Below are 20263 nucleotides of genomic sequence, written 5' to 3'. Positions count from 1 at the left end.
GTCGTGGTCCCCTTCCTCCCCTGCCGACCCAAGAATTTGACCCTCCTGAGGGACTGAAAAAATGAACGAACTGACCAACTTCGCGAACCCGGTGGCCAAGCCGGAGACTTTCGACCAGATCCAGATCGGCATCGCTTCGCCCGACCGCATCCGGTCGTGGTCGTTCGGCGAGATCAAGAAGCCGGAAACGATCAACTATCGCACGTTCAAGCCCGAGCGTGACGGCCTGTTCTGCGCGCGCATCTTTGGCCCGATCAAGGATTACGAGTGCCTGTGCGGCAAGTACAAGCGCATGAAGTACAAGGGCATCGTCTGCGAAAAGTGCGGCGTGGAAGTGACCGTTTCCAAGGTCCGCCGCGAGCGCATGGGCCATATCGAACTGGCCGCGCCGGTTGCCCATATCTGGTTCCTGAAGTCGCTGCCGAGCCGCATCGGCCTGTTGCTCGACATGCAGCTGAAGCAGCTTGAGCGCGTCCTTTATTTCGAAAGCTATATCGTGATCGAGCCGGGCCTGACCCCGCTCGACAAGTATCAGCTGCTGACCGAGGACGAGCTGCTCGACGCGCAGGACCAGTATGGCGAGGACGCGTTCTCTGCGGGCATCGGTGCCGAGGCCGTCAAGCAGATGCTGATGGACCTGGACCTTGAGGGCGAGCGCCGCGACCTGCTTGAGGAACTGGCCGTCACCAAGTCCGAGCTGAAGCCCAAGAAGATCATCAAGCGGCTGAAGGTCGTCGAAAGCTTCATCGATTCCGGCAACCGCCCGGAATGGATGATCCTGGACGTCGTGCCGGTCATTCCGCCGGAACTGCGCCCGCTGGTGCCGCTGGACGGCGGCCGCTTTGCGACGTCGGACCTCAACGACCTGTATCGCCGCGTCATCAACCGCAACAACCGTCTGAAGCGGCTGATGGAACTGCGCGCGCCGGATATCATCGTGCGCAACGAAAAGCGCATGTTGCAGGAAGCCGTCGACGCCCTGTTCGACAATGGCCGCCGCGGCCGCACGATCACGGGTGCCAACAAGCGTCCGCTGAAGTCGCTGTCCGACATGCTGAAGGGCAAGCAGGGCCGGTTCCGTCAGAACCTGCTGGGCAAGCGCGTCGACTATTCGGGCCGTTCGGTCATCGTGACCGGGCCGGAACTGAAGCTGCACCAGTGCGGCCTGCCCAAGAAGATGGCGCTCGAGCTGTTCAAGCCGTTCATCTATGCCCGCCTTGACGCCAAGGGTCTGTCCATGACCCTGAAGCAGGCCAAGAAGTGGGTCGAGAAGGAGCGCAAGGAAGTCTGGGACATCCTGGACGAGGTGATCCGCGAGCATCCCGTGCTGCTGAACCGCGCGCCGACGCTGCACCGTCTGGGCATTCAGGCGTTCGAGCCGGTGCTGATCGAGGGTAAGGCGATCCAGCTGCACCCGCTCGTCTGCTCGGCCTTCAACGCCGACTTCGACGGTGACCAGATGGCCGTGCACGTCCCGCTGAGCCTTGAGGCGCAGCTGGAAGCGCGCGTCCTGATGATGTCGACCAACAACATCCTGTCGCCCGCCAACGGCAAGCCGATCATCGTGCCGTCGCAGGACATGGTGCTGGGCCTTTATTATCTGTCGATGATGAAGGAAGCCGAGCCGGGCGAAGGCATGATGCTGTCCGACATGGCCGAGGTGCATCACGCCCTGGATACCGGCGCGGTCACGCTGCACACCAAGATCATCACGCGCGTGGCGCAGACCGATGAAGACGGCAACGTCTACATGAAGCGCGTCGAAACGACGCCGGGTCGCCTGCTGATCGGTGAAAAGCTGCCCCAGTCGCACCGCGTGCCGTTCGAAACGATCAACCGGCTGCTGACCAAGAAGGAAGTCGGCGACGTCATCGACACCGTCTATCGCCACACCGGCCAGAAGGAGACGGTTCTGTTCGCCGACGGCATCATGACGCTGGGCTTCCGCCACGCGTTCAAGGCCGGCATCTCGTTCGGCAAGGACGACATGATCATTCCGGATTCCAAGGTCGCTCTGGTCGATGAGACCCGCGCCCTGGTGAAGGATTTCGAGCAGCAGTATCAGGACGGCCTGATCACGCAGCAGGAAAAGTACAACAAGGTGATCGACGCCTGGAGCCGTTGCGGCGATCAGGTGGCGGCGGCCATGATGGACGAGATCAAGGCAGTGAAGAAGGACCCGGAAACGGGCCGCGAACTGCCGATCAACTCGATCTACATGATGGCCCATTCCGGTGCCCGCGGTTCGCAGGCGCAGATCAAGCAGCTGGCCGGGATGCGCGGCCTGATGGCCAAGCCGTCGGGCGAGATCATCGAAACGCCGATCATCTCGAACTTCAAGGAAGGTCTGACCGTTCTTGAATACTTCAACTCCACCCACGGCGCCCGCAAGGGTCTGGCCGACACCGCGCTCAAGACGGCGAACTCGGGTTACCTGACCCGCCGTCTGGTCGACGTGTCGCAGGATTGCGTCGTGATGGAGATCGACTGCGGCACCGAGCGCGCGCTGGAAATGCGGGCGATCGTTCAGGGCGGCAGCGTCATCGCATCGCTGGGCGAGCGTATCCTGGGCCGCACCACGGCCGAGGACGTCGTGGATGCCAAGACGGGCGAAGTCGTGATCCCGACCGGCACGCTGCTGGACGAAGCGATGATCGCGCAGATCGAAGCCATCGGCATTCAGGGGATGAAGATCCGCTCGCCGCTGGTCTGCGAAGCCAAGATCGGTGTCTGCGCCAAGTGCTATGGCCGCGATCTGGCCCGTGGTACGCCGGTGAACATCGGTGAAGCGGTTGGCGTTATCGCCGCCCAGTCGATCGGTGAGCCGGGCACCCAGCTGACGATGCGGACGTTCCACATCGGCGGCGCGGCACAGCTGAACGAACAGTCGAACCTGGAAGCGCCCGTCGACGGCACGATCCAGCATCGCGACCTGCGCCTGATCACCGATCAGCGTGGCCGCCGCGTCGTTCTGTCGCGGTCGGGCGAACTGGCGATTGTGGATATGGAAGGCCGCGACCTGGCGGTCCACCGCATCCCCTATGGTGCCTATGTCATGCACGACGACGGCGCCATCGTCAGCAAGGGCGACCGGCTGGCCGAATGGGATCCGTTCACCATGCCGGTGATCACGGAAAACCCGGGTATCGTGAAGTATCAGGACCTGATCGACGGCAAGACGCTGACCGAACAGGTGGACGAAGCGACCGGCATCGCACAGCGCGTGGTGATCGAATATCGCGCCGCTTCGCGGTCCAAGGAAGATCTTCGTCCGCGTCTGACGCTGCATGACGATGCCTCGGGTGAGGCCGGCCGCTACATGCTGGCACCGGGTACGGTGCTGTCGGTGGAGGATGGCGCTCAGGTTCAGGGCGGTGACGTTCTGGCCCGTGCCAGCCGTGAATCGGCCAAGACCCGCGACATCACCGGCGGTCTGCCGCGCGTCGCCGAGCTGTTCGAAGCACGCAAGCCCAAGGAAAACGCGATCATCGCGAAGGTTTCGGGCCGCGTCGTGTTCGGCAAGGATTACAAGGCCAAGCGCAAGATCGGCATTCAGCCCGAGGACGGCGGCGAGGTCGTGGAATATCTGGTGCCGAAGTCGAAGGTGATCGACGTTCAGGAAGGCGACTACGTCAAGCGTGGCGACAACCTGATCGGCGGCAGCCCCGATCCGCACGACATTCTGGAAGTGCTCGGCATCGAGCCGCTGGCCGAATATCTGGTCAGCGAAATCCAGGAAGTCTATCGCTTGCAGGGCGTGAAGATCAACGACAAGCACATCGAGGTGATCGTTCGCCAGATGCTGCAGAAGGTTGAGATTACCGATGGCGGCGACACCACGCTGCTGGCCGGCGAACAGGTCGACCGGGACGAGATGGACGCGATCAACGCCAAGCTCGAACCGGGTCAGCAGCCCGCTCAGGGCAAGCCGATCCTGCTGGGCATCACCAAGGCGTCGCTGCAGACCCGCAGCTTCATCTCGGCCGCCTCGTTCCAGGAAACCACCCGCGTTCTGACGGAAGCGGCGGTTCAGGGTAAGCAGGACACGCTGATCGGCCTGAAGGAAAACGTCATCGTCGGCCGTCTCATCCCGGCGGGCACCGGTGCGGGCATGAACCGCATGCGCATCGCAGCCACGTCGCGTGACGCGGCACTGCGCGTGGCGCAGCGGCGGATGCAGGAAGCATCGCTGATCGCGCCGGCATCGGCCGCCGAAGAGCACGCCGCGGAACTGGCCCGCAGCCCGCGGGACTCGGCCGGCACTGGTGACGATCCGCTGGCAGCGGTCGTGGCCAGCGGCCATGGCACCGATGCGGATGCCGGTGACTATCTGAACGATTGATCCCGATAACGGATCAAGAAATGCCGCCGTCCGGAGCGATCCGGGCGGCGGTTTTTTTGTGCTTCAGATGCCAAGGAGCAGAACGGCGACGACGGTGAACGCGATCAGGCAGCCAAGCAGTCCCACCATGGTGACCAGCGCCCCCCGAACAGGGCCGATCTTCAATCGCTGGCGATACCAGCGCCACTGCACCACCGCGAACCACAGCAAGGTCGCGCAGACCAGAGCATAACCCAGCGCGGCCAGCCATGGCCGGCCCGGTGCTTCCGGCAAAAGGGTACCGACGCCAAGGCCAAGCGCCAGCAGGCCGGCCGGATAGCATTGGGCATAAAAGGGAACGCGCAACGTGTCGCGCGTCAGCCGGATATGCTGCCGATTGATGGCATGGACCGCGAGGATCAGGGGACACAGGCTGAACAGCAGCAGGCGCAGCAGCAACAGCGTCGTGTTGTCGCTGACCAGTCCGGCAAGGCCCGTCGTGCGCGTCACGATCTCGCTCTGCCCCACGACCATCAGTTCGATCGAATGGGAAATCAGCAGCGTGACCAGCAGGAACTGCGGCGGACTGAGCGCGTCATTATACTGCCGCTCGACGGTCTCGCCCAGTTCCCGGTCGGCATAGGCCATCGTGCCCAACGGACGGGTCAGCGCCCGCCACAGCGTGACCGGGTAAAACACAAGCCAGCTCATCAATTCATAAAGCAGGTCGTCGAGCGACTTCAGGAATTGAAGAAAGACCATAGACCAAGAACAGCAGGTTCTGACCCAAAGCTCAATCTATTCCAGAAAAAACGGATAATATGCCATCCATCATTCGCGCATGGTGCATTTCATGATAGCCTTGCCCACACAGCCAATAATTCGCGGGACAATCATCATGTATTCGGCCCATAAACTGTTACTGGCCGCGCTGATGGGCTCGGTGTGCGGCGGTGTCGTGCTGGCCAAGCAAGTTTCCGAACTCAGCGACCTTATCGGCGCACGCGCTGCTGGTGGCGAAACGCAGATGGAGGCACGTGGATACCGCGTCACTGGCGGCAACACTGTGCGGGATCAGCGCTTCACCTTCTGGTGGAACGATCGCAAGCAGGAATGCGTGTCTGTCTCGACGGTCGATGGGCGCTATGCGTCGATCCAGCGTATTCCGCCGGGCAACTGTGATGCTTCACCAGCGCAAAGCCAGGCGGCGCGGCCGACCTATCCTGAACCTAGATCGGATGCCGGATCCCTGGTCCTGGTGTGTTATGGTGCGGGAACTAAACCCAGTGTCACCACCCAGCCACGCTATTCGTGGAACAGCAGCAAGCACAAATGGGAATGGAGCAACGATGTCGTCGGGACGACGCAAGGGTTCGGATCCGACGTCCAGATCGAACTATATGGCGATCACGGCCGCATCCATCTTGGTCCCAATCTGGTCCCGCCGATCCATTCGGGCGGTGCCAATGGCTGGTGGGATCTCGATAATCTGGTGGTCAGCGGCGACCGGATCAGCGCCAGCTATCGGCTGAACGGCATGAATAAACCCCGCCTGACGGTTGATCGGCGCAGCGGCCGCATCACGATTCAGGCGATCACCAATTTTGAAGGCCAGTGCGACATCGGCAACTGGAGCGCAGGCCAGCGGCGATTCTGAGTCCGCTTCCGAACACGCCTGCCGGCCAGGAGGGGGGGGTAAAGCCGGCAGGCGTGCCGACCGGGCGTCAGGCAATGGGATGGACGACGCCCGGCCTGAACGGATTACGGCATCACGACCGTGTCGATGACGTGCACAACGCCGTTCGACTGAAGCACGTCGGCTGTCGTCACGGTCGACGTTCCACCCTTGGCATCGGTCAGGATGACCGACTTGCCCTTGAGCGACGCGGTCAGCTTGCCACCCTGAACGGTGGTCAGCTCGGCCTTGCCACCGCCAGCCTTGATCGCCGCAACGATCTTGTCAGCGGTATAGGTGCCCGGCACCACATGATAGGTCAGGACAGTGGTCAGCGTGCCCTTGTTCTCCGGCTTCACCAGCGTTTCGACGGTGCCGGCGGGCAGCTTGGCAAAGGCGTCGTTGGTCGGCGCGAACACGGTGAACGGGCCAGGGCTGGCCAGCGTTTCGACCAGACCGGCGGCCTTCACGGCGGCGACCAGGGTGGTCAGGTTCGGCGCGGCCGAGGCATTTTCCGCAATCGTCTTGGTGGCGTACATGGCGGCGCCGCCGACGGTCGGGTTCGACTGGTGATGGTTGGCCACGGCAGCCGTTCCGGCAACCGCCATCAGCGTGGCGGCAACGGGAAGCATCAAACGCATACGTGCATTCGGCATTGGTCATCCTTCCTGAAACGCACCCGATAAGATGGGGGAATTTGGGTGCGGACCAGCTACGAAACGACCGTCGAAACGGATGCAGAATTTTTTCGGGGGTCAGGCCGGAAAATCAGATCGTCGCCATCCGGCCAACCGCAACGGGGCTGCTGCTGGGTGCCGGATGCGGGGTCGCCGATTGCTTTTCGATGGTGATGGCCAGCACGGCCCCATCCTGCATCAGGCGGCGCAGGTCGATGGGCACGACAATCCGCGACGTCCCATCGGCCGCAATCTGGCCCAGCGACTGCGGCGCGGCGCCATCCGGGATGACCCAGAGTTCGGGCGCAAGCGCCGCGCCCGCCTGAACATTTTCGGCACGGATGGCCAGCGCACCGTCGCCCGGTTCGTAGCGGACGGTCAGTACCGGTCCCTCCTCCTCGCCGCTCAACTGGGCCACGGCAATGGCGCGAGCGGTTTGGGTCGCAACCTGAGGCGGCCCGACCGGTGCGGGCGCGGGCCGCGTGACCATGACAAGGGCAAGGGCGGCAGCGACGCTGGCTGCTGCAACCGTACCCGCCCGCCAGCGCGCAACGGACCGCCGCAGCGACAGGTCGCTGACCGTTGCCGATGCGCCCCGGTCGGTCAGCCGCGGTTCCACCCGTTGCCAAAGATCGGCGGGATCGGCGGCACTCGCCGCTTCGCTCAGCGGCGCAAGCACGGATTCCCAGCGTTCCACGGCCGCCGCGAATTCCGGGTCGGACAGGCGCAGACGCAACGCCTCGGCCCGCTCTGCCCCGTCCAGGACACCCAGCGCCAGTTCCCCGGCCAGCAGGTCCAGTTCCTCAGTCATCGCCGACACAGCCCCTCAGCCGCATCAGCCCGCGTCGGACCAGGCTTTTGACGGTGCCCAGCGGGGTATCGGTCCGTTCGGCCAGCGCGGCATAGGTGACGCCATCGAAATAGGCCGTGCGGATCAGGTCGCGCGATCGTTCGTCCAGTTCGTCCAGACACGCATGAATGCGGCTCGACATCTGCGCCTCGACAATCCGGTCGGGGGCAAGCGGTGCAGCATCGGCAATGTTCGCTGCGGCTGTTTCGGGCAACAGGACGCGCGTGCGTGTCGAGCGGACCCGATCGATCGCCGTATTGCGGGCAATGGTCGCCAGCCAGGTAATCGGGCTTGCCCGCGACGGATCGAACCGCCCGGCCGAGTGCCACACCTTTACAAAAACGTCCTGCACAACATCCTCGGCCGCTTCCCGCTCTCCGCAGATACGCAGGCAGATGCCGAATAGTTTCGAAACGGTCCGGTCATAGACTTCGCGCAGCGCCGCGCGGTCTCCCGCCCCCACGCGCGACAATGCCATGGCAAGGGCGCTCCGCGCATCGTCAGGGTCGCTCATGCTTGCCACGATGCGCAGCCTAGTCGTTCGAACCCGGCGTGGCAACGATCCGCGTTGCTGCGGCCGCACGCGCGACCCATCCGGGCGCAATCCCGGCCAGCGCGAACAGGGCGCGCCGGGCAATGGGCCGCTCCGTCCCCCAGCGCAGGGCCTGGGCAATGGCCAGCGGACGCTGCGCCGTTCGGGCAAAGCCGGACTGGAATGTCGCGCTATCCCCGCCCCCAATCAGCGCATTGGCGGCCATCACCCCGCTATTGAGGGCAATCGCCATGCCGTCGCCCACAATGGATGCGATCACCGCGGCCTGATCGCCCAGGCGATAGGCCCCATGCGCCGGGCGGCGGGCGCGCCAGCCATAGGGCACGTCCGCCACGCTGTTCACCGGCCCCAGCCGTTCCCGGTCAAGCAGTGCCGCAAAGCCGGGCTGTTCCGATGCCAGTTCGCTCAGCAGCGCGTCCGTGCCGCCGGCATCGCGCAGCCGGTCCTGGGCCACGGACAGACAGACATTCGCCGTGCCGTCACCGCGCAGCAGAACCCCGGCATAGCCATGCCGAAACGGGATCAGGTCAACCATGCCATCCAGCGCGGCCAGAAGGGTGCGGTCCGGCCGGATTGTCCAGCGAAGCCCCACCGCCCCCCTGCCGGCTGCATCCGCCCGTCGGGGCGATCCGCGCAGGCCATGCTTGCCGGTGGCCAGCATGATCGCATCGGCGGCCAGTTGCTCACCGCTGGCCAGCCGTGCGCCCGACGCATCCAGCGATCGGACAACGCCCGCCCGGACCTCAGCCCCGGCCAGACGGGCACGATCCATCAGCAGGGTGTCCATCACGGCCCGCGAAATCCCGTGCGCGGTAAAGGGCAGCGCAATCGACCTGTTGTGGCGGCCATCCGACACGCGCACCGCCCGGATCGGACGCGCATCGATATCCGCCGGTCTGATGCCCAGTTCCGCGAGCGCGGCCATGCCGTCCGGCCCTAGAAAGCCGCCGCACACACCATCGTCCATCGTCCGGCGCCGCTCGACGACCGTGACGGCATGATCGGCCGTCGCCAGCCGGATCGCGGCCGCGCATCCGGCCGGCCCGCCCCCCAGGATCAGCGCGCCCGTTCGACGCATAGCCGGAACGGAAGATACCATCGGATCTTCGTATCTTCTGAAGGGATCCCCGCATCGTTCAGCAGGACGCGCCACTCTTCCGGCCGGAATGACCGGGCAATGGAAAGCGTCCCGTCCTGCCGCACCACGGGATGGACGCGCAGCAACCGCGCCAGCAGGGGATATCCACGATAGGCGACGGCATGGCGATGCAGGTCGCCGATCATCCACCCACGGGTGGCCCGCCGCTCGCACAGCTGAAGGAACGCGACCGCCTCTGCATCGGTCATATGGTGCGTCACTTGGGACGCGATCCAGAAATCGTGCGGTTCGGCCACCGCTGCTGCATCCCCGGTGCGATAGTCGATGACGCTGCCGTCTGGCGTTGCTGCCCGCGCCACCGGTTCGCTGCGCGGATCAAGGTCGATGCCCGTCAGCCGTGCCGCACTTCCGCGCTTGTCCGCCCAGGCAGCGATGACGCGCAGGGCATCGCCGTGCCCAAAGCCGACGTCCAGCAGCGAAAATGGCTGACCGGGCGGAATATGCCGGTTCAGGAATGCCAGGATCGGCCGCACGGTCATCGTCCAGCGATTGATCCGGGCCAGATCGGTCAGCACCGCCTTGAACAGTTCCGGCGACATGGCCGGATCGTCCATCTGCTCGGCGGCAAGGCTTCGCTTCGCCAGGGTCATGCGGCGGGTCCGAACCGGAACCCCTCGGCCGCAAGCCCGGGACCAAAGGCGATGGCAATGCCCGGCCGCTGCTCCCGCGCCGCCAGCACATCGGCCAGCACGAACATCAGCGTCGCGGACGACATGTTGCCGGATCGGGCAAGGACCGCACGTGACCGGTCGAGCGCATCCTCTGGCAGCCCAAGTCCAGCGACAACCGCATCCAGAATGGATCGACCGCCCGCATGAACCGCCCAGACCAGGGCATCGGCAGCATCATTGCCCAGGATATCCGCCCGCACGGCCGGGTCCGCCAGCGCGGCGCCGATGCGGCCCGGCACTTCGCCCGACAGGTGCATGGCAAATCCGGTATCCCCGACATGCCACTGGATCAGATGCTCGCTGTCCGGCAGCGTCAGGGCAAAGGGCGCGCCAAGGCTCAATCCTGCTGGCTCGCCCGTTACCCAGGCGGCGGCTGCTCCATCACCGAACTGCAGCATGGCCAGCAACGGCTCGATCTCGCTATCCGGTTGCAGATGCAGGGTCGACAGCTCAACCGTCACCACCAGCACGCGCGCCTCCGGTTCCGACCGGACGATCTGGCGTGCGGTTCGAAGGGCCACCACCGCGGCATAACAGCCCATGAACCCGATCAGCGTGCGCTCCACCCGCGGCGAGAGGCCCAGGCGGCGGGCTAGGATCTGATCGATGCCCGGCGCGACGAACCCGGTACAGCTTGCCACCACGATATGGGTCGCCGTGTCCACCGCGACCGGCAGCCGTCGGATGGCGCTCAAGGCCAGCGCCGGAGCGGCCTCCGCATAAATCGTCATGCGGTCGGCGGTGCCGGGCATATGGCCATGCGCGTAAAAGCCATCGGGGTCGATCGGCGATCCGTCCTGCGGCCGTGTTGCGGGAAGGACGGACCAGCGATGATCGATGCCCGATCGCGCGGCCATCCGGTCGAACAGCTTTCGGTCCCGACCCTCCATCCGGCCGGATGCCCAGCGGACAAAGGCCGCGTGAATATCGTGATCCGGCGTCGCAGTGGCGATGGCGTTCAAATAGGCTCGGTCAGGCTTCACCCACGCTCCATCGGTCACGTCCCCTGCCCGCCCCGCTAAGGTTGGCGCATCGCGGTGAAAAGGCAAGGGCGCATCCTCGCTGCGGCCGACAGGATGGGCCGGAGCGGTCCCGGACCGTTACCGCGCGCGTCCGCGCTGCGAGTCGGTGCATTGAAGTCTCGCCCCTCATCGTGTTTTGGAACCGTCATCCACGCTTTTGCTGGATATTGTTTGCACAGCGTTATAGCTTGCTTGACATGATGGACCGTCAAGTGATCGAGACACTTTTACCGATTGATCCGAAGATGCTGGGATTGATTGCCGACAGCCCGGTCGCGTCTGTCATCAGCAATCCACGGATGCCCGACAACCCGATCGTGGCCTGTAACCGTGCTTTTTGCGAACTGACCCTGTATCCGGAGGAGATGGTGGTCGGCCGGAACTGCCGCTTTCTGTCAGGCCCCGGCACCGAACCCTGGCTGTCCGAATCGATTCGCGAGGGCGTGCGCGAGCGGCGGCCGGTGCTGGTGGAAATCCTGAACTACAAACGGGACGGCACCCCGTTCCGCAACGCGGTGCTGGTCGCGCCCATTTATGACGATGATGGCGCGCTGGCCTATTTCCTGGGGTCGCAGGTCGAATTGCCGGACGACAGTCGCGGCCCGTCGACGGCGCGGCGCATCTATGCGGCGGAGCGGGTGAAGCGCCTGTCCGAACGACAGCGCCAGGTGCTCAAGCTGGCATCGGATGGACTGCTCAACAAACAGATCGCCAATGTCCTCGGGCTTTCCGAGAAAACCGTGAAGATGCACCGTGCGATCCTGATGGACCGGTTGGGCACGCCGACGACGGCGGACATGATCCGGGTGGCGGTCGAAGCAGGGTTGTAAGGCGGTACAGGCGAAGGACCGTATCGGCGCTATCCACATATTCCGGTACCTAGGGCACAGGACGTTACGAAGGCATCCGGGCGCAGATCGGCATCCCCTCCTCCGATCCCGCCCATTCTCCTTGTCCAAAGCCCAGCTTTCGTGACGTCCGCCTTTCCCCACATCTCGTCCGTTGAACAGGTCGCTTCAACCTATTGCCTAGATGCGAACCATTCGCTAGGCGCGAATGATAATGGTTTGCATTAGTACCTTCGGGCAGGCGGAATGACGCGCGAGTCGATCCGGGTCTGGTTTCTCGTCCACAAATGGTCGAGCATCCTCTGCACGGCATTTCTGCTGATGCTATGCGTCACCGGCCTGCCCCTGATCTTTCACGACGAAATCGATGCGCTGACGGGCCATGACCCCATTTCGGCGATGCAGGGCGTGCCGTCATCCAGCGACGCGCCGGGCCAGCGGTCGCTGGACGACATGCTTGCAAAGGGGTTGGCGCAGCGCCCCGGCGAAGTTCCCGTTTTCATGGCGTTCGACAATGCCAGCCCGGTGCTGACCGTCACCACGGCACCGCGCCCGGATTCGCCAGCCAGCGACATGACCGTCCTGCTGTTCAACCGCACGACCGGTGAGCCGGCGGGGGCGGCCAGCGAGGATGGCGTGATGCATTTTATCCTGCAGCTGCATACCGACATGTTCCTTGGCCTGCCGGGGATGCTGTTCCTGGGCGCCATGGGCCTGTTGTTCGTCATTGCGCTGGTGTCCGGCGTGGTCCTGTACGCGCCGTTCATGCGAAAGCTGGATTTCGGCACGCTGCGCACCCGGCGCAGCCGCCGGGTCAAGTGGCTGGATACCCACAACCTGCTCGGCATCACGGCGCTGGTCTGGGCCAGCGTCGTCGGCGTCACGGGTATCATCCACACGCTCGCCACACCGATCATTCAGGGTTGGCAGCAAAGCGAGCTGGCGGACATGACCGCCGCCTATGCCGGGCGGGCGCCGCTGCCCCCCGCGCGATATGGATCGATCGACAGGGCGATGGCCGCCGCGCGCGCCGCACTGCCCGGCACCAATCCCCAATTCATCGCCTTTCCCGGCGGGTCGTACAGCTCAGCGCATCACATGGCGGTGTTCATGCAGGGGAACAGCCCGCTGACCCAGCGGTTGCTGACCCCCGCCCTGATCGACGGCGAAACCGGCACGCTGACCGACGCCCGCCCGCTGCCCTGGTACGTGCAGGCCCTGCTTTACTCGCAGCCGCTGCATTTCGGGGATTATGGCGGTCTGCCGCTCAAGATCCTGTGGGCCATCCTGGACGTGTTCACGATCCTCGTCCTTGGCTCTGGCCTGTACCTCTGGCTGGGTCGTCGGCGCGGGGCCGATGCGCCGGTGCGGGAAGTGGAGACGGGCGGGATCGTGCCCGCCACCGCCATGTTGCCGGAACCGGCGGAATGATCCGCTCCACCTTTGCCCTGCCCGTCCTGATCGGCGTGCTCAGCCTGGGCGGGTTGGTGCTGGCGCTGGCTGGGGACGGCGTGTCGGACCTGATCGCCGCGGCGGCGCTCGCCACGCCGGTTGCCGCCGCCGCCATGGCCGTGCGCAGCCGCCAACGCTGACCTTTTTCACAACAACAACATCATCCCATGGAGTTCCTGTCATGACCGCCGTTCGGGCCGCTGTCCGCCTTGCCGTTTCCACCCTAGCCCTTGTCAGTGCGGGCACCGCCATCGCTCAGGAAGCGGAGGGCGAGGACATTGTCGTCACCGCGCAAAAGGCGAATGAAACCCAGGTCAGCCGCAGCGGCAGCCTGGGCGTGCTGGGCGACAAGTCTGCCGAGGACGTGCCGTTCAGCATCCGCAGCTATAACGAGGCGCTGATCCGCAATCAGCAGCCCCAGTCGCTGGGCCAAGTGCTGGAAAACGATCCGGCGGTGCGCACCACCTATGCCTTTGGCAATGCGGCCGAGCTGTTCGTCATTCGCGGTTTTCCGCTGTTCGGCGACGATGTTGGCATTGACGGCCTGTATGGTATCGCCCCGCGCCAGATCGTCGCGCCCGAGCTGTATGACCAGGTTCAGGTCCTGAACGGGGCCAGCGCGTTCCTGAACGGTGCGGCGCCCGGCGGTTCCGGCATCGGCGGCAGTGTCAACGTGCTGCCCAAGCGGGCGAGCGGCGACCTCTTCCGCGTCACGGCAAACTATACCGAATCCGGCCATTTCGGCGGCGCATTCGATGCCGCCCGCCGCTTTTCCAGCGGCACCTTCGGCGTCCGGATCAACGGGGCGTGGCGATCGGGCGAACTGGCCGTGAATGGCGAGGACCGCGATACCCGCGTGATCGGCGCTGCGTTCGATGTGGATTCCGGCGCATTTCGCGCATCGCTCGACCTTGCCTATCAGCGGGTTCAGGTGGACCGCCTGCGTCCCAAGGTTCAGCTGGGCGCCGGGCTGACCCGCCTGCCCGCCGTGCCGCGCGCCGATGCCAATTATGCGCAGGATTGGGCGACGACGACGCTGGAGGACGTGTTCGGCATCGCCAAGCTGGAATATGACCTGTCCGATAACGCCATGCTCTATGCCCGTTTCGGCGCACGCGACGGTTCGGAAACCGGTATCTACAATTCGATCACCCTGACCGATGCCACGACCGGCGCGGCGCTGGGCGGGGCCAGCTTCATTCCGCGCACCGACAATAACGAGGCGGTGCAGGCCGGTCTCCGCGTCCGGCTGGGCGAGGCAGTGACGCACGAGATCAATGTCGGCGGCGACCATCTGTGGCAGGTGAACCGCAACGCGTTCGACTTCCTCGGCGGCTTTGCCGGCTTTGCGACCAATCTGTACGCGCCGCAGGACGTTGCCCTGCCCGGCACCGGTTTTGTCGGCGGCGACCTCGACAATCCCTATCCGATCACGCGCGTCCGGCAGGGCAGCGCCTTTGCCAGCGACACGATCGGCCTGTTCGACGGCCGCGTGCTGCTGACCGGCGGGCTGCGGCTCCAGTCGATCACGGTCAAGAGCTACAGCTATACCGACGGCGCGCCGGCGGGCACCTATTCCGAGGATGCGGTAACGCCCGTCGTCGGCCTGGTCATCAAGCCGGTCGAGGGATTGTCCCTCTATGCCAACCGGATCGAGGGGCTGCGTCAGGGGCCGACCGCGCCCATCGACGTCACGCTGGTCAATTCGGGCGAGGTGTTCGCGCCGTTCGTGTCCACCCAGTATGAGGTGGGGGCGAAACTGTCGCTCGGCCCGGTCAATGCCAGCGCCGCGCTGTATCAGATCGAATTGCCCAGCGCCTATGCGATCGCCGATCCGCAGGGTTCGGGCCTGAACCGCTTTGGCGTGTACGGAACGCAGCGCAACCGCGGCATCGAACTGTCGCTGGATGGGGAAGTGACGCCGGGCCTGCGGATCATTTCGGGCGTTGCCATCACCGATGCGGTCCTTCGCGAAACCCAGGGCGGCGTGAATGAGGGGAACAAGGCGGCGGGCGTGCCCGACTATACCGCCAATGCCAATGTCGAATGGGACGTGCCGTTCCTGCCCGCGCTGACCCTGACCGGGCGGGTGGTGCATACCGGCCCGCAGGCGGTGAATGTCGCCAACACGCTGGAGCTGCCCGACTGGACTCGGTTCGATCTTGGCGCGCGCTATGTCGCCCGCGTGGGACAGCAGGCGCTGACCCTGCGGGTTCAGGTCGATAATGTCGCCAACGAACGCTATTGGGCCTCCGCCTTTGACAGCTTTGCCCCGCAGCTGCTTCAGGGTCAGCCGCGCACGGTCAAGGCATCGGCCAGCGTCGAGTTCTGATTTGGGCTTGCCCCTCACCCTTGGGGAGGGGCACCGGCTTACTTGTCGTCGCCCATGCGCAGGGCGGCGATGAAGGCCTCCTGCGGGATGCTGACCGAACCATATTCGCGCATCCGCTTCTTGCCTTCCTTCTGCTTTTCCAGAAGTTTCCGCTTTCGCGTCGCGTCGCCGCCATAGCATTTGGCGGTCACGTCCTTGCGCAGCGCGGCAATCGTCTCGCGCGCGATCACCTTGCCGCCGATCGCCGCCTGAATCGGGATCTTGAACATGTGGCGCGGGATCAGGTCCTTCAGCCGCTCGCACATATGCCGCCCGCGCGATTCCGCGGCATCGCGGTGAACGATCATGCTCAGCGCATCGACCGGTTCGTTGTTCACCAGAATGTTCATCTTGACGAGATCGCCCGGCCGGTGCCCGATCTGTTCATAGTCGAAGCTGGCATAGCCGCGGCTGATCGATTTCAGCCGGTCATAGAAATCGAACACCACTTCGTTGAGCGGCAGCTCATAGGTCATCTGCGCCCGGCCGCCGACATAGGTCAGGTTTTTCTGGATGCCCCGCCGGTCCTGACACAGCTTCAGAACGCTGCCCAGATATTCGTCTGGGACATAGATGACCGCGTTGATCCACGGCTCGCTGATTTCCTCGATCTTGTTGGGATCGGGCATGTCGGCGGGATTGTGCAGCTCGATCTCGCCGCCGCCATGGGTCAGCGTCAGCTTGTAGACCACCGACGGCGCGGTGGTGATGAGGTCCAGGTCATATTCGCGGGTCAGCCGCTCCTGAATGATCTCAAGATGCAGCAGCCCCAGGAAGCCGCAGCGATAGCCAAAGCCGAGCGCCGCGCTCGTTTCCATCTCGAACGTAAAGCTGGCATCGTTCAGCCGCAGTTTCGAGATGCTTTCGCGCAGCTTTTCAAAGTCGTTGGCATCGACCGGGAACAGGCCGCAGAACACGACCGACTGGACTTCCTTGAACCCCGGCAGCGCCTCGGCAGCGGGCTTTTTGGCGTCGGTGATCGTGTCGCCGACCATCGTCTGCGCCACTTCCTTGATCTGTGCGGTGATGAACCCGATCTCGCCGGGGCCAAGGTCGGTCAGCTGCTCGATCTTGGGCCGGAAACAGCCGACCCGGTCGATCAGGTGGGTGGTCCCGGCCTGCATGAACTTGACCTGCTGCCCTTTTTTCAGCGTGCCCTGCATCACGCGGACCAGGATGACGACGCCCAGATACGGGTCGTACCAGCTGTCGACCAGCATCGCCTTCAGCGGCGCGTCCGGATCCCCCTTGGGTGCCGGAATCCGCTCGACGATCGCATCCAGAATCTCGTCGATGCCAATGCCCGACTTGGCGCTGGCCAGAATGGCATTGGAGGCATCCAGGCCGATGATATCCTCGATCTCGGCCTTCACCTTGTCCGGCTCGGCGGCGGGCAGATCGATCTTGTTGATGACGGGCACGATCTCGTGGTCATGCTCGATCGACTGATAGACATTGGCCAGCGTCTGCGCCTCGACGCCCTGCGCCGCATCGACGACCAGCAACGCGCCCTCGCACGCCGCCAGGCTGCGGCTCACCTCATAGGCGAAATCGACATGGCCCGGCGTGTCCATCAGATTGAGGACGTGGCCCTTCCATTCCAGGCGCACGGTCTGCGCCTTGATGGTGATGCCGCGTTCCTTCTCGATCTCCATATTGTCGAGCACCTGCGCGCTCATCTCGCGCTCCGTAAGGCCGCCGGTGCGTTGGATCAGCCGGTCGGCAAGCGTGGACTTGCCGTGATCGATATGCGCGATGATCGAGAAATTGCGGATTTTGGACAGGTCAGTAGCCATAACAAGCGCGCGATAGCAGGGACCCGCCCGCCGGGGAAGCGGGACAAAAGGCGGTGTTGCCGGCGTTGTCCCGCACAAGAATTCTATTTCACCAACGCAACCTTATCGGCAGGATCGCGCTCGGGCAAAAATGGGGGTGCCTTGTGATTCTCATGCTGGTGCTTGCGCTCTCGATTGGCGGCACACCGCCAAAGGACGCAATGACGTTGGCCGCAGCGTGCGAGGCGGGATTACCCGATTCCTGCGCTGACCTTGCCCAGATGTACGACAAGGGCGAAGGCGTTCGTCAGGACCGAAAACGTGCCGCCGCCCTGTACGCCAACGCATGTGACAGGGGATTGATGGCCGCCTGTTACAATGCCGGCAGCATCCTGTTCGACATGGGCGAGAAAAAATCGGCCGCGCGCATCTTTGCCATGTTCTGCGATCGCAACAACAAGGACGCCTGTTACCAACTGGGATACATGTACCAGAACGGCGACGGGCTGTCGGTCAACTATCCGGTTGCTCGAAAACTCTATGCCGAAAATTGCGCGCGCAAGGACGCTGCGTCGTGCAACAATCTGGGCGTCATGTATCAGAATGGTGAGGACGTGGCGGTCAGTCCGACCAAAGCGGTCGCTTATTATCGCCTCGCCTGCGATCTGAAGGAGCCGATTGCATGCGTAAACATGGGTCTAAGCCATCTTGATGCCTATGGCGTGGAAAAGAACCGCGCCAAAGCGAGAGCCTATTTCGTTCGGGCCTGTACCATGGGGCATCAACCGGGATGCGACAACAGGGACATACTGGATCGCCCGCCGGTTCGATACGCGGCCTCTGGCTATGACACCGGCGGTTCCGGGGGTGGGCGCAACGACTATCCCGACGACTTTGAACTGCGGGGCGGCTATTCCGCGCCACCCCCGCCCCCGCCACCGCCGGTGACGCCGATTGGCGGATGGGGCGGCTTGTATGGCTGTTTCGGACAGGTGTGCTGATGAAAGGACGACGGATGCACTGGACGCGCTTGATTGCCATCCTGACCCTTGGCGGCGTGGCTGGCATTGCGGACGCACAGACTGGCGACCAATGCCGCGCCGTGACCATGCCGGACGGATCGTCGGCGCGGATGTGCCGGAATGCGGACGGAACCTGGCGCTCGGTTGCGGCCGAACCGGCGGCAACACCCGCCTCCACCGGGATCCCGGCCCAGGCGGAAATCACCTATGCCGGTACCTATCGGTTTGTCGAAGGCCCCAAGCCGCGCCCCGCACGTGCGCCGCGCGTGCCCAATCGGCTCAGCTTGAACACGCTGCTCAACGCGGCAATGTCGGCCCCCGCGACGCCAAAGGGCACGGAATATCAGGGCGCGCTGACCATCAAGGCGACCTTTGACGGCCAGTCGGTGACGGCCCAGGTCACCGGAACGGGCGGCATTGCGCAGCACAACCTGTCGGGTCTGATCGCAAACGGGGTTTGCCGGCTGGCCGATGCGCGCGGAGCGGTGGTGTTTGAGGGCAAGTGCACCAGCAACGAATTTTCGGGCGTGATTTCGGGCACGGACAATTACCGGTTGAGCCTGAACGGCAATTTCAGCGCCGCTGCGACAAAGTTCGTCGATGTCGCCGATCGCAACGCCCGGGCGGCGGCCGACAAACGCGTCGCTGCCGCGGCCGCAGCAGAACGGAAGGCGGAGATTGACGCGAAGCGCGCGAAGCTGAAACCGCTGTGCGACGCCGGAAAAGTCACCGCCTGTGTCGAAATGGACACGCTGGAATGAGCAGGACCGGAATATCGGCAACAACTAGCGCTTGAATCCCTCACGCGCGCTGATATATGCGCCGCTCTCCACCGGGGCTGGCCCCGGCGGACCCCATGGTCGGGGAATAGCTCAGCCTGGTAGAGCACTGCCTTCGGGAGGCAGGGGCCGGAGGTTCGAATCCTCTTTCCCCGACCAATTTCCTTACATCGCGAGTTTTCCGTTGCCGCAGATTGTTGCGGCCCCGTTGTTTCGCGCTACACAGAGCGGCATGGCCAAGGTCGATCCGGATCATCGCGCGCTGCGCATTCACGGCACGATCGCCCGCGATCTGGGCATGAAGATCGTCAATGGCGGCTATGCGCCCGGCGATGTGCTGAGCGGCGAGGTGGTGGCCAGTGACCAGCTCAACGTCTCCCGCACCGCCTATCGCGAAGCATTGCGCATGCTGGCAGCCAAGGGTCTGGTCGAATCGCGCCCGAAAACAGGCACGCGGGTCAGCGACCGGCAACGCTGGCAGATGCTGGATCCCGACATCCTGTCATGGATCTTTGCCGAGGAGCCGGACGAATCGCTGCTGGTCAGCCTGTTCGAATTGCGCCGGATCGTCGAGCCGGAGGCTGCATCGCTGGCCGCGAGGCGCCGCACGCCCGACCAGATCCGGGAAATGAAAACGGCGCTGGAGGATATGGCGCGCCACAGCCTGACGTCGCCGGAAGGCCGCCTGGCCGATCAGCGGTTTCATGCCGCATTGCTGAACGCATCGGCCAATCCGTTCCTGATCACCCTGACCAGCGGCGTAGGTGCCGCCGTGGCGTGGACCACCGTTTACAAGCAGCGCAAGACACCCCTGCGCCGCGATCCGATGCCCGAACACTGGGCGGTGTTCGATGCGGTCGCCGCGGGCGATGCAGCACAGGCGCACCAGGCAATGACCGAACTGGTCGACCTGGCGTTTCTTGACACGACATCCGTCCTGCCGCCCAGCTGAACGGTCGGCGCGGAAGCCGGCAAGACTATTTCGTCCGAAATCCCAGATCGCAGCATTCGACCCATTGGCGCGAACGCTGGCGATCGCACGATTACCATTTGCGAACCGTCCTTATGTCTGACTAATAGGTCGCAAG

17 protein-coding genes and 1 tRNA gene are annotated in these 20263 nt (G+C 64.2%); 10 read left to right on the top strand and 8 right to left on the bottom strand.

Going from position 1 to position 20263, the window contains the following annotated elements; translation table 11 throughout:
- Nucleotides 1–61 precede the first annotated feature (61 nt).
- Nucleotides 62–4342: a DNA-directed RNA polymerase subunit beta' gene (gene rpoC / locus NYR55_RS01035; RefSeq protein ID WP_260019403.1), complete on the top strand. Its 4281-nt coding sequence runs from the start codon at nucleotides 62–64 to the stop codon at nucleotides 4340–4342.
- A 63-nt stretch (nucleotides 4343–4405) separates the two neighbouring features.
- On the opposite strand, the gene NYR55_RS01030 is transcribed toward rpoC, so the two are convergent.
- A complete protein-coding gene (locus tag NYR55_RS01030; RefSeq protein WP_260019402.1) occupies nucleotides 4406–5083 on the bottom strand; it encodes a hypothetical protein in 678 nt (225 codons plus the stop codon).
- A 136-nt stretch (nucleotides 5084–5219) separates the two neighbouring features.
- On the opposite strand from NYR55_RS01030, the gene NYR55_RS01025 reads away from it, so the two are divergent.
- Entirely contained in the window at nucleotides 5220–5978 is a 759-nt protein-coding gene (locus tag NYR55_RS01025; RefSeq protein ID WP_260019401.1) for a hypothetical protein, read from the top strand.
- Between the two features lie 104 nt (nucleotides 5979–6082).
- On the opposite strand, the gene NYR55_RS01020 is transcribed toward NYR55_RS01025, so the two are convergent.
- The 6 genes from NYR55_RS01020 to NYR55_RS00995 all read right to left on the bottom strand — a co-directional run bounded on the left by NYR55_RS01020 (nucleotide 6083) and on the right by NYR55_RS00995 (nucleotide 10889).
- On the bottom strand, nucleotides 6083–6604 hold the full coding sequence (locus NYR55_RS01020) for a fasciclin domain-containing protein (protein ID WP_260021507.1): 522 nt from the start codon (nucleotides 6602–6604) through the stop codon (nucleotides 6083–6085).
- A 160-nt stretch (nucleotides 6605–6764) separates the two neighbouring features.
- The gene (locus tag NYR55_RS01015; protein ID WP_260019400.1) at nucleotides 6765–7484 is read right to left on the bottom strand and encodes an anti-sigma factor; all 720 of its coding nucleotides are present in this window, start codon (nucleotides 7482–7484) and stop codon (nucleotides 6765–6767) included.
- Nucleotides 7477–8037 carry a sigma-70 family RNA polymerase sigma factor gene (locus NYR55_RS01010; RefSeq protein WP_260019399.1) on the bottom strand — a complete coding sequence of 187 codons (561 nt, stop codon included), beginning with the start codon at nucleotides 8035–8037 and terminating at the stop codon, nucleotides 7477–7479. The genes NYR55_RS01015 and NYR55_RS01010 overlap by 8 nt, the downstream gene beginning before the upstream one ends.
- 19 nt (nucleotides 8038–8056) lie before the next feature.
- Complete coding sequence (locus NYR55_RS01005; protein WP_260019398.1) at nucleotides 8057–9154, bottom strand: FAD-dependent oxidoreductase; 1098 nt, start codon at nucleotides 9152–9154, stop codon at nucleotides 8057–8059.
- Nucleotides 9133–9825, bottom strand: a complete 693-nt coding sequence (locus tag NYR55_RS01000) for a methyltransferase domain-containing protein (protein ID WP_260019397.1) — start codon at nucleotides 9823–9825, stop codon at nucleotides 9133–9135. The genes NYR55_RS01005 and NYR55_RS01000 overlap by 22 nt, the downstream gene beginning before the upstream one ends.
- A complete protein-coding gene (locus tag NYR55_RS00995; RefSeq protein ID WP_260019396.1) occupies nucleotides 9822–10889 on the bottom strand; it encodes a type III polyketide synthase in 1068 nt (355 codons plus the stop codon). The genes NYR55_RS01000 and NYR55_RS00995 overlap by 4 nt, the downstream gene beginning before the upstream one ends.
- Before the next feature lie 284 nt (nucleotides 10890–11173).
- On the opposite strand from NYR55_RS00995, the gene NYR55_RS00990 reads away from it, so the two are divergent.
- From NYR55_RS00990 to NYR55_RS00975, 4 genes are all read left to right on the top strand, one after another.
- A complete protein-coding gene (locus tag NYR55_RS00990) occupies nucleotides 11174–11758 on the top strand; it encodes a LuxR C-terminal-related transcriptional regulator (RefSeq protein WP_260021506.1) in 585 nt (194 codons plus the stop codon).
- A gap of 264 nt (nucleotides 11759–12022) precedes the next feature.
- Complete coding sequence (locus NYR55_RS00985) at nucleotides 12023–13207, top strand: PepSY domain-containing protein (RefSeq protein ID WP_260019395.1); 1185 nt, start codon at nucleotides 12023–12025, stop codon at nucleotides 13205–13207.
- Nucleotides 13204–13368 carry a hypothetical protein gene (locus NYR55_RS00980; protein WP_260019394.1) on the top strand — a complete coding sequence of 55 codons (165 nt, stop codon included), beginning with the start codon at nucleotides 13204–13206 and terminating at the stop codon, nucleotides 13366–13368. The genes NYR55_RS00985 and NYR55_RS00980 overlap by 4 nt, the downstream gene beginning before the upstream one ends.
- Nucleotides 13369–13409: 41 nt before the next feature.
- A complete protein-coding gene (locus NYR55_RS00975; protein WP_260019393.1) occupies nucleotides 13410–15560 on the top strand; it encodes a TonB-dependent receptor in 2151 nt (716 codons plus the stop codon).
- A 38-nt stretch (nucleotides 15561–15598) separates the two neighbouring features.
- On the opposite strand, the gene lepA is transcribed toward NYR55_RS00975, so the two are convergent.
- Nucleotides 15599–17395 (bottom strand): translation elongation factor 4, encoded by a 1797-nt coding sequence (lepA, locus tag NYR55_RS00970; RefSeq protein ID WP_260019392.1) that lies wholly within the window; start codon nucleotides 17393–17395, stop codon nucleotides 15599–15601.
- A gap of 53 nt (nucleotides 17396–17448) precedes the next feature.
- Here lepA and NYR55_RS00965 point away from each other — a divergent pair, with 53 nt between their 5' ends.
- From NYR55_RS00965 to NYR55_RS00950, 4 genes are all read left to right on the top strand, one after another.
- The gene (locus NYR55_RS00965) at nucleotides 17449–18375 is read left to right on the top strand and encodes a tetratricopeptide repeat protein (RefSeq protein ID WP_260019391.1); all 927 of its coding nucleotides are present in this window, start codon (nucleotides 17449–17451) and stop codon (nucleotides 18373–18375) included.
- 14 nt (nucleotides 18376–18389) lie between these two features.
- Nucleotides 18390–19157 (top strand): hypothetical protein, encoded by a 768-nt coding sequence (locus NYR55_RS00960; RefSeq protein ID WP_260019390.1) that lies wholly within the window; start codon nucleotides 18390–18392, stop codon nucleotides 19155–19157.
- Between the two features lie 100 nt (nucleotides 19158–19257).
- A tRNA-Pro gene (locus tag NYR55_RS00955) sits at nucleotides 19258–19334 on the top strand.
- A gap of 73 nt (nucleotides 19335–19407) precedes the next feature.
- On the top strand, nucleotides 19408–20127 hold the full coding sequence (locus NYR55_RS00950; protein WP_260019389.1) for a FadR/GntR family transcriptional regulator: 720 nt from the start codon (nucleotides 19408–19410) through the stop codon (nucleotides 20125–20127).
- The last annotated feature ends 136 nt before the right edge of the window (nucleotides 20128–20263 follow it).

The sequence above is a fragment of the Sphingomonas sp. BGYR3 genome, assembly GCF_025153455.1.
In the GTDB taxonomy this organism is placed as follows: Bacteria; Pseudomonadota; Alphaproteobacteria; order Sphingomonadales; family Sphingomonadaceae; genus Sphingomonas.
Note: the sequence above shows the minus strand (reverse complement) of the source record. Positions and strands in the feature narration are given on the sequence as shown.

What these genes read in the sequence shown, in the direction of transcription:
- rpoC (WP_260019403.1), top strand. Translation starts at nt 62, where the DNA reads ATGAACGAACTGACCAACTTCGCGAACCCGGTGGCCAAGCCGGAGACT.
- NYR55_RS00985 (WP_260019395.1), top strand. Translation starts at nt 12,023, where the DNA reads ATGACGCGCGAGTCGATCCGGGTCTGGTTTCTCGTCCACAAATGGTCG.
- NYR55_RS01015 (WP_260019400.1), bottom strand. Translation starts at nt 7,484, where the DNA reads ATGACTGAGGAACTGGACCTGCTGGCCGGGGAACTGGCGCTGGGTGTC.
- NYR55_RS00950 (WP_260019389.1), top strand. Translation starts at nt 19,408, where the DNA reads ATGGCCAAGGTCGATCCGGATCATCGCGCGCTGCGCATTCACGGCACG.
- NYR55_RS00960 (WP_260019390.1), top strand. Translation starts at nt 18,390, where the DNA reads ATGCACTGGACGCGCTTGATTGCCATCCTGACCCTTGGCGGCGTGGCT.
- NYR55_RS00975 (WP_260019393.1), top strand. Translation starts at nt 13,410, where the DNA reads ATGACCGCCGTTCGGGCCGCTGTCCGCCTTGCCGTTTCCACCCTAGCC.
- NYR55_RS01000 (WP_260019397.1), bottom strand. Translation starts at nt 9,825, where the DNA reads ATGACCCTGGCGAAGCGAAGCCTTGCCGCCGAGCAGATGGACGATCCG.
- NYR55_RS01025 (WP_260019401.1), top strand. Translation starts at nt 5,220, where the DNA reads ATGTATTCGGCCCATAAACTGTTACTGGCCGCGCTGATGGGCTCGGTG.
- NYR55_RS00980 (WP_260019394.1), top strand. Translation starts at nt 13,204, where the DNA reads ATGATCCGCTCCACCTTTGCCCTGCCCGTCCTGATCGGCGTGCTCAGC.
- NYR55_RS01010 (WP_260019399.1), bottom strand. Translation starts at nt 8,037, where the DNA reads ATGAGCGACCCTGACGATGCGCGGAGCGCCCTTGCCATGGCATTGTCG.
- lepA (WP_260019392.1), bottom strand. Translation starts at nt 17,395, where the DNA reads ATGGCTACTGACCTGTCCAAAATCCGCAATTTCTCGATCATCGCGCAT.
- NYR55_RS01030 (WP_260019402.1), bottom strand. Translation starts at nt 5,083, where the DNA reads ATGGTCTTTCTTCAATTCCTGAAGTCGCTCGACGACCTGCTTTATGAA.
- NYR55_RS01020 (WP_260021507.1), bottom strand. Translation starts at nt 6,604, where the DNA reads ATGGCGGTTGCCGGAACGGCTGCCGTGGCCAACCATCACCAGTCGAAC.
- NYR55_RS00990 (WP_260021506.1), top strand. Translation starts at nt 11,174, where the DNA reads ATGCTGGGATTGATTGCCGACAGCCCGGTCGCGTCTGTCATCAGCAAT.
- NYR55_RS01005 (WP_260019398.1), bottom strand. Translation starts at nt 9,154, where the DNA reads ATGCGTCGAACGGGCGCGCTGATCCTGGGGGGCGGGCCGGCCGGATGC.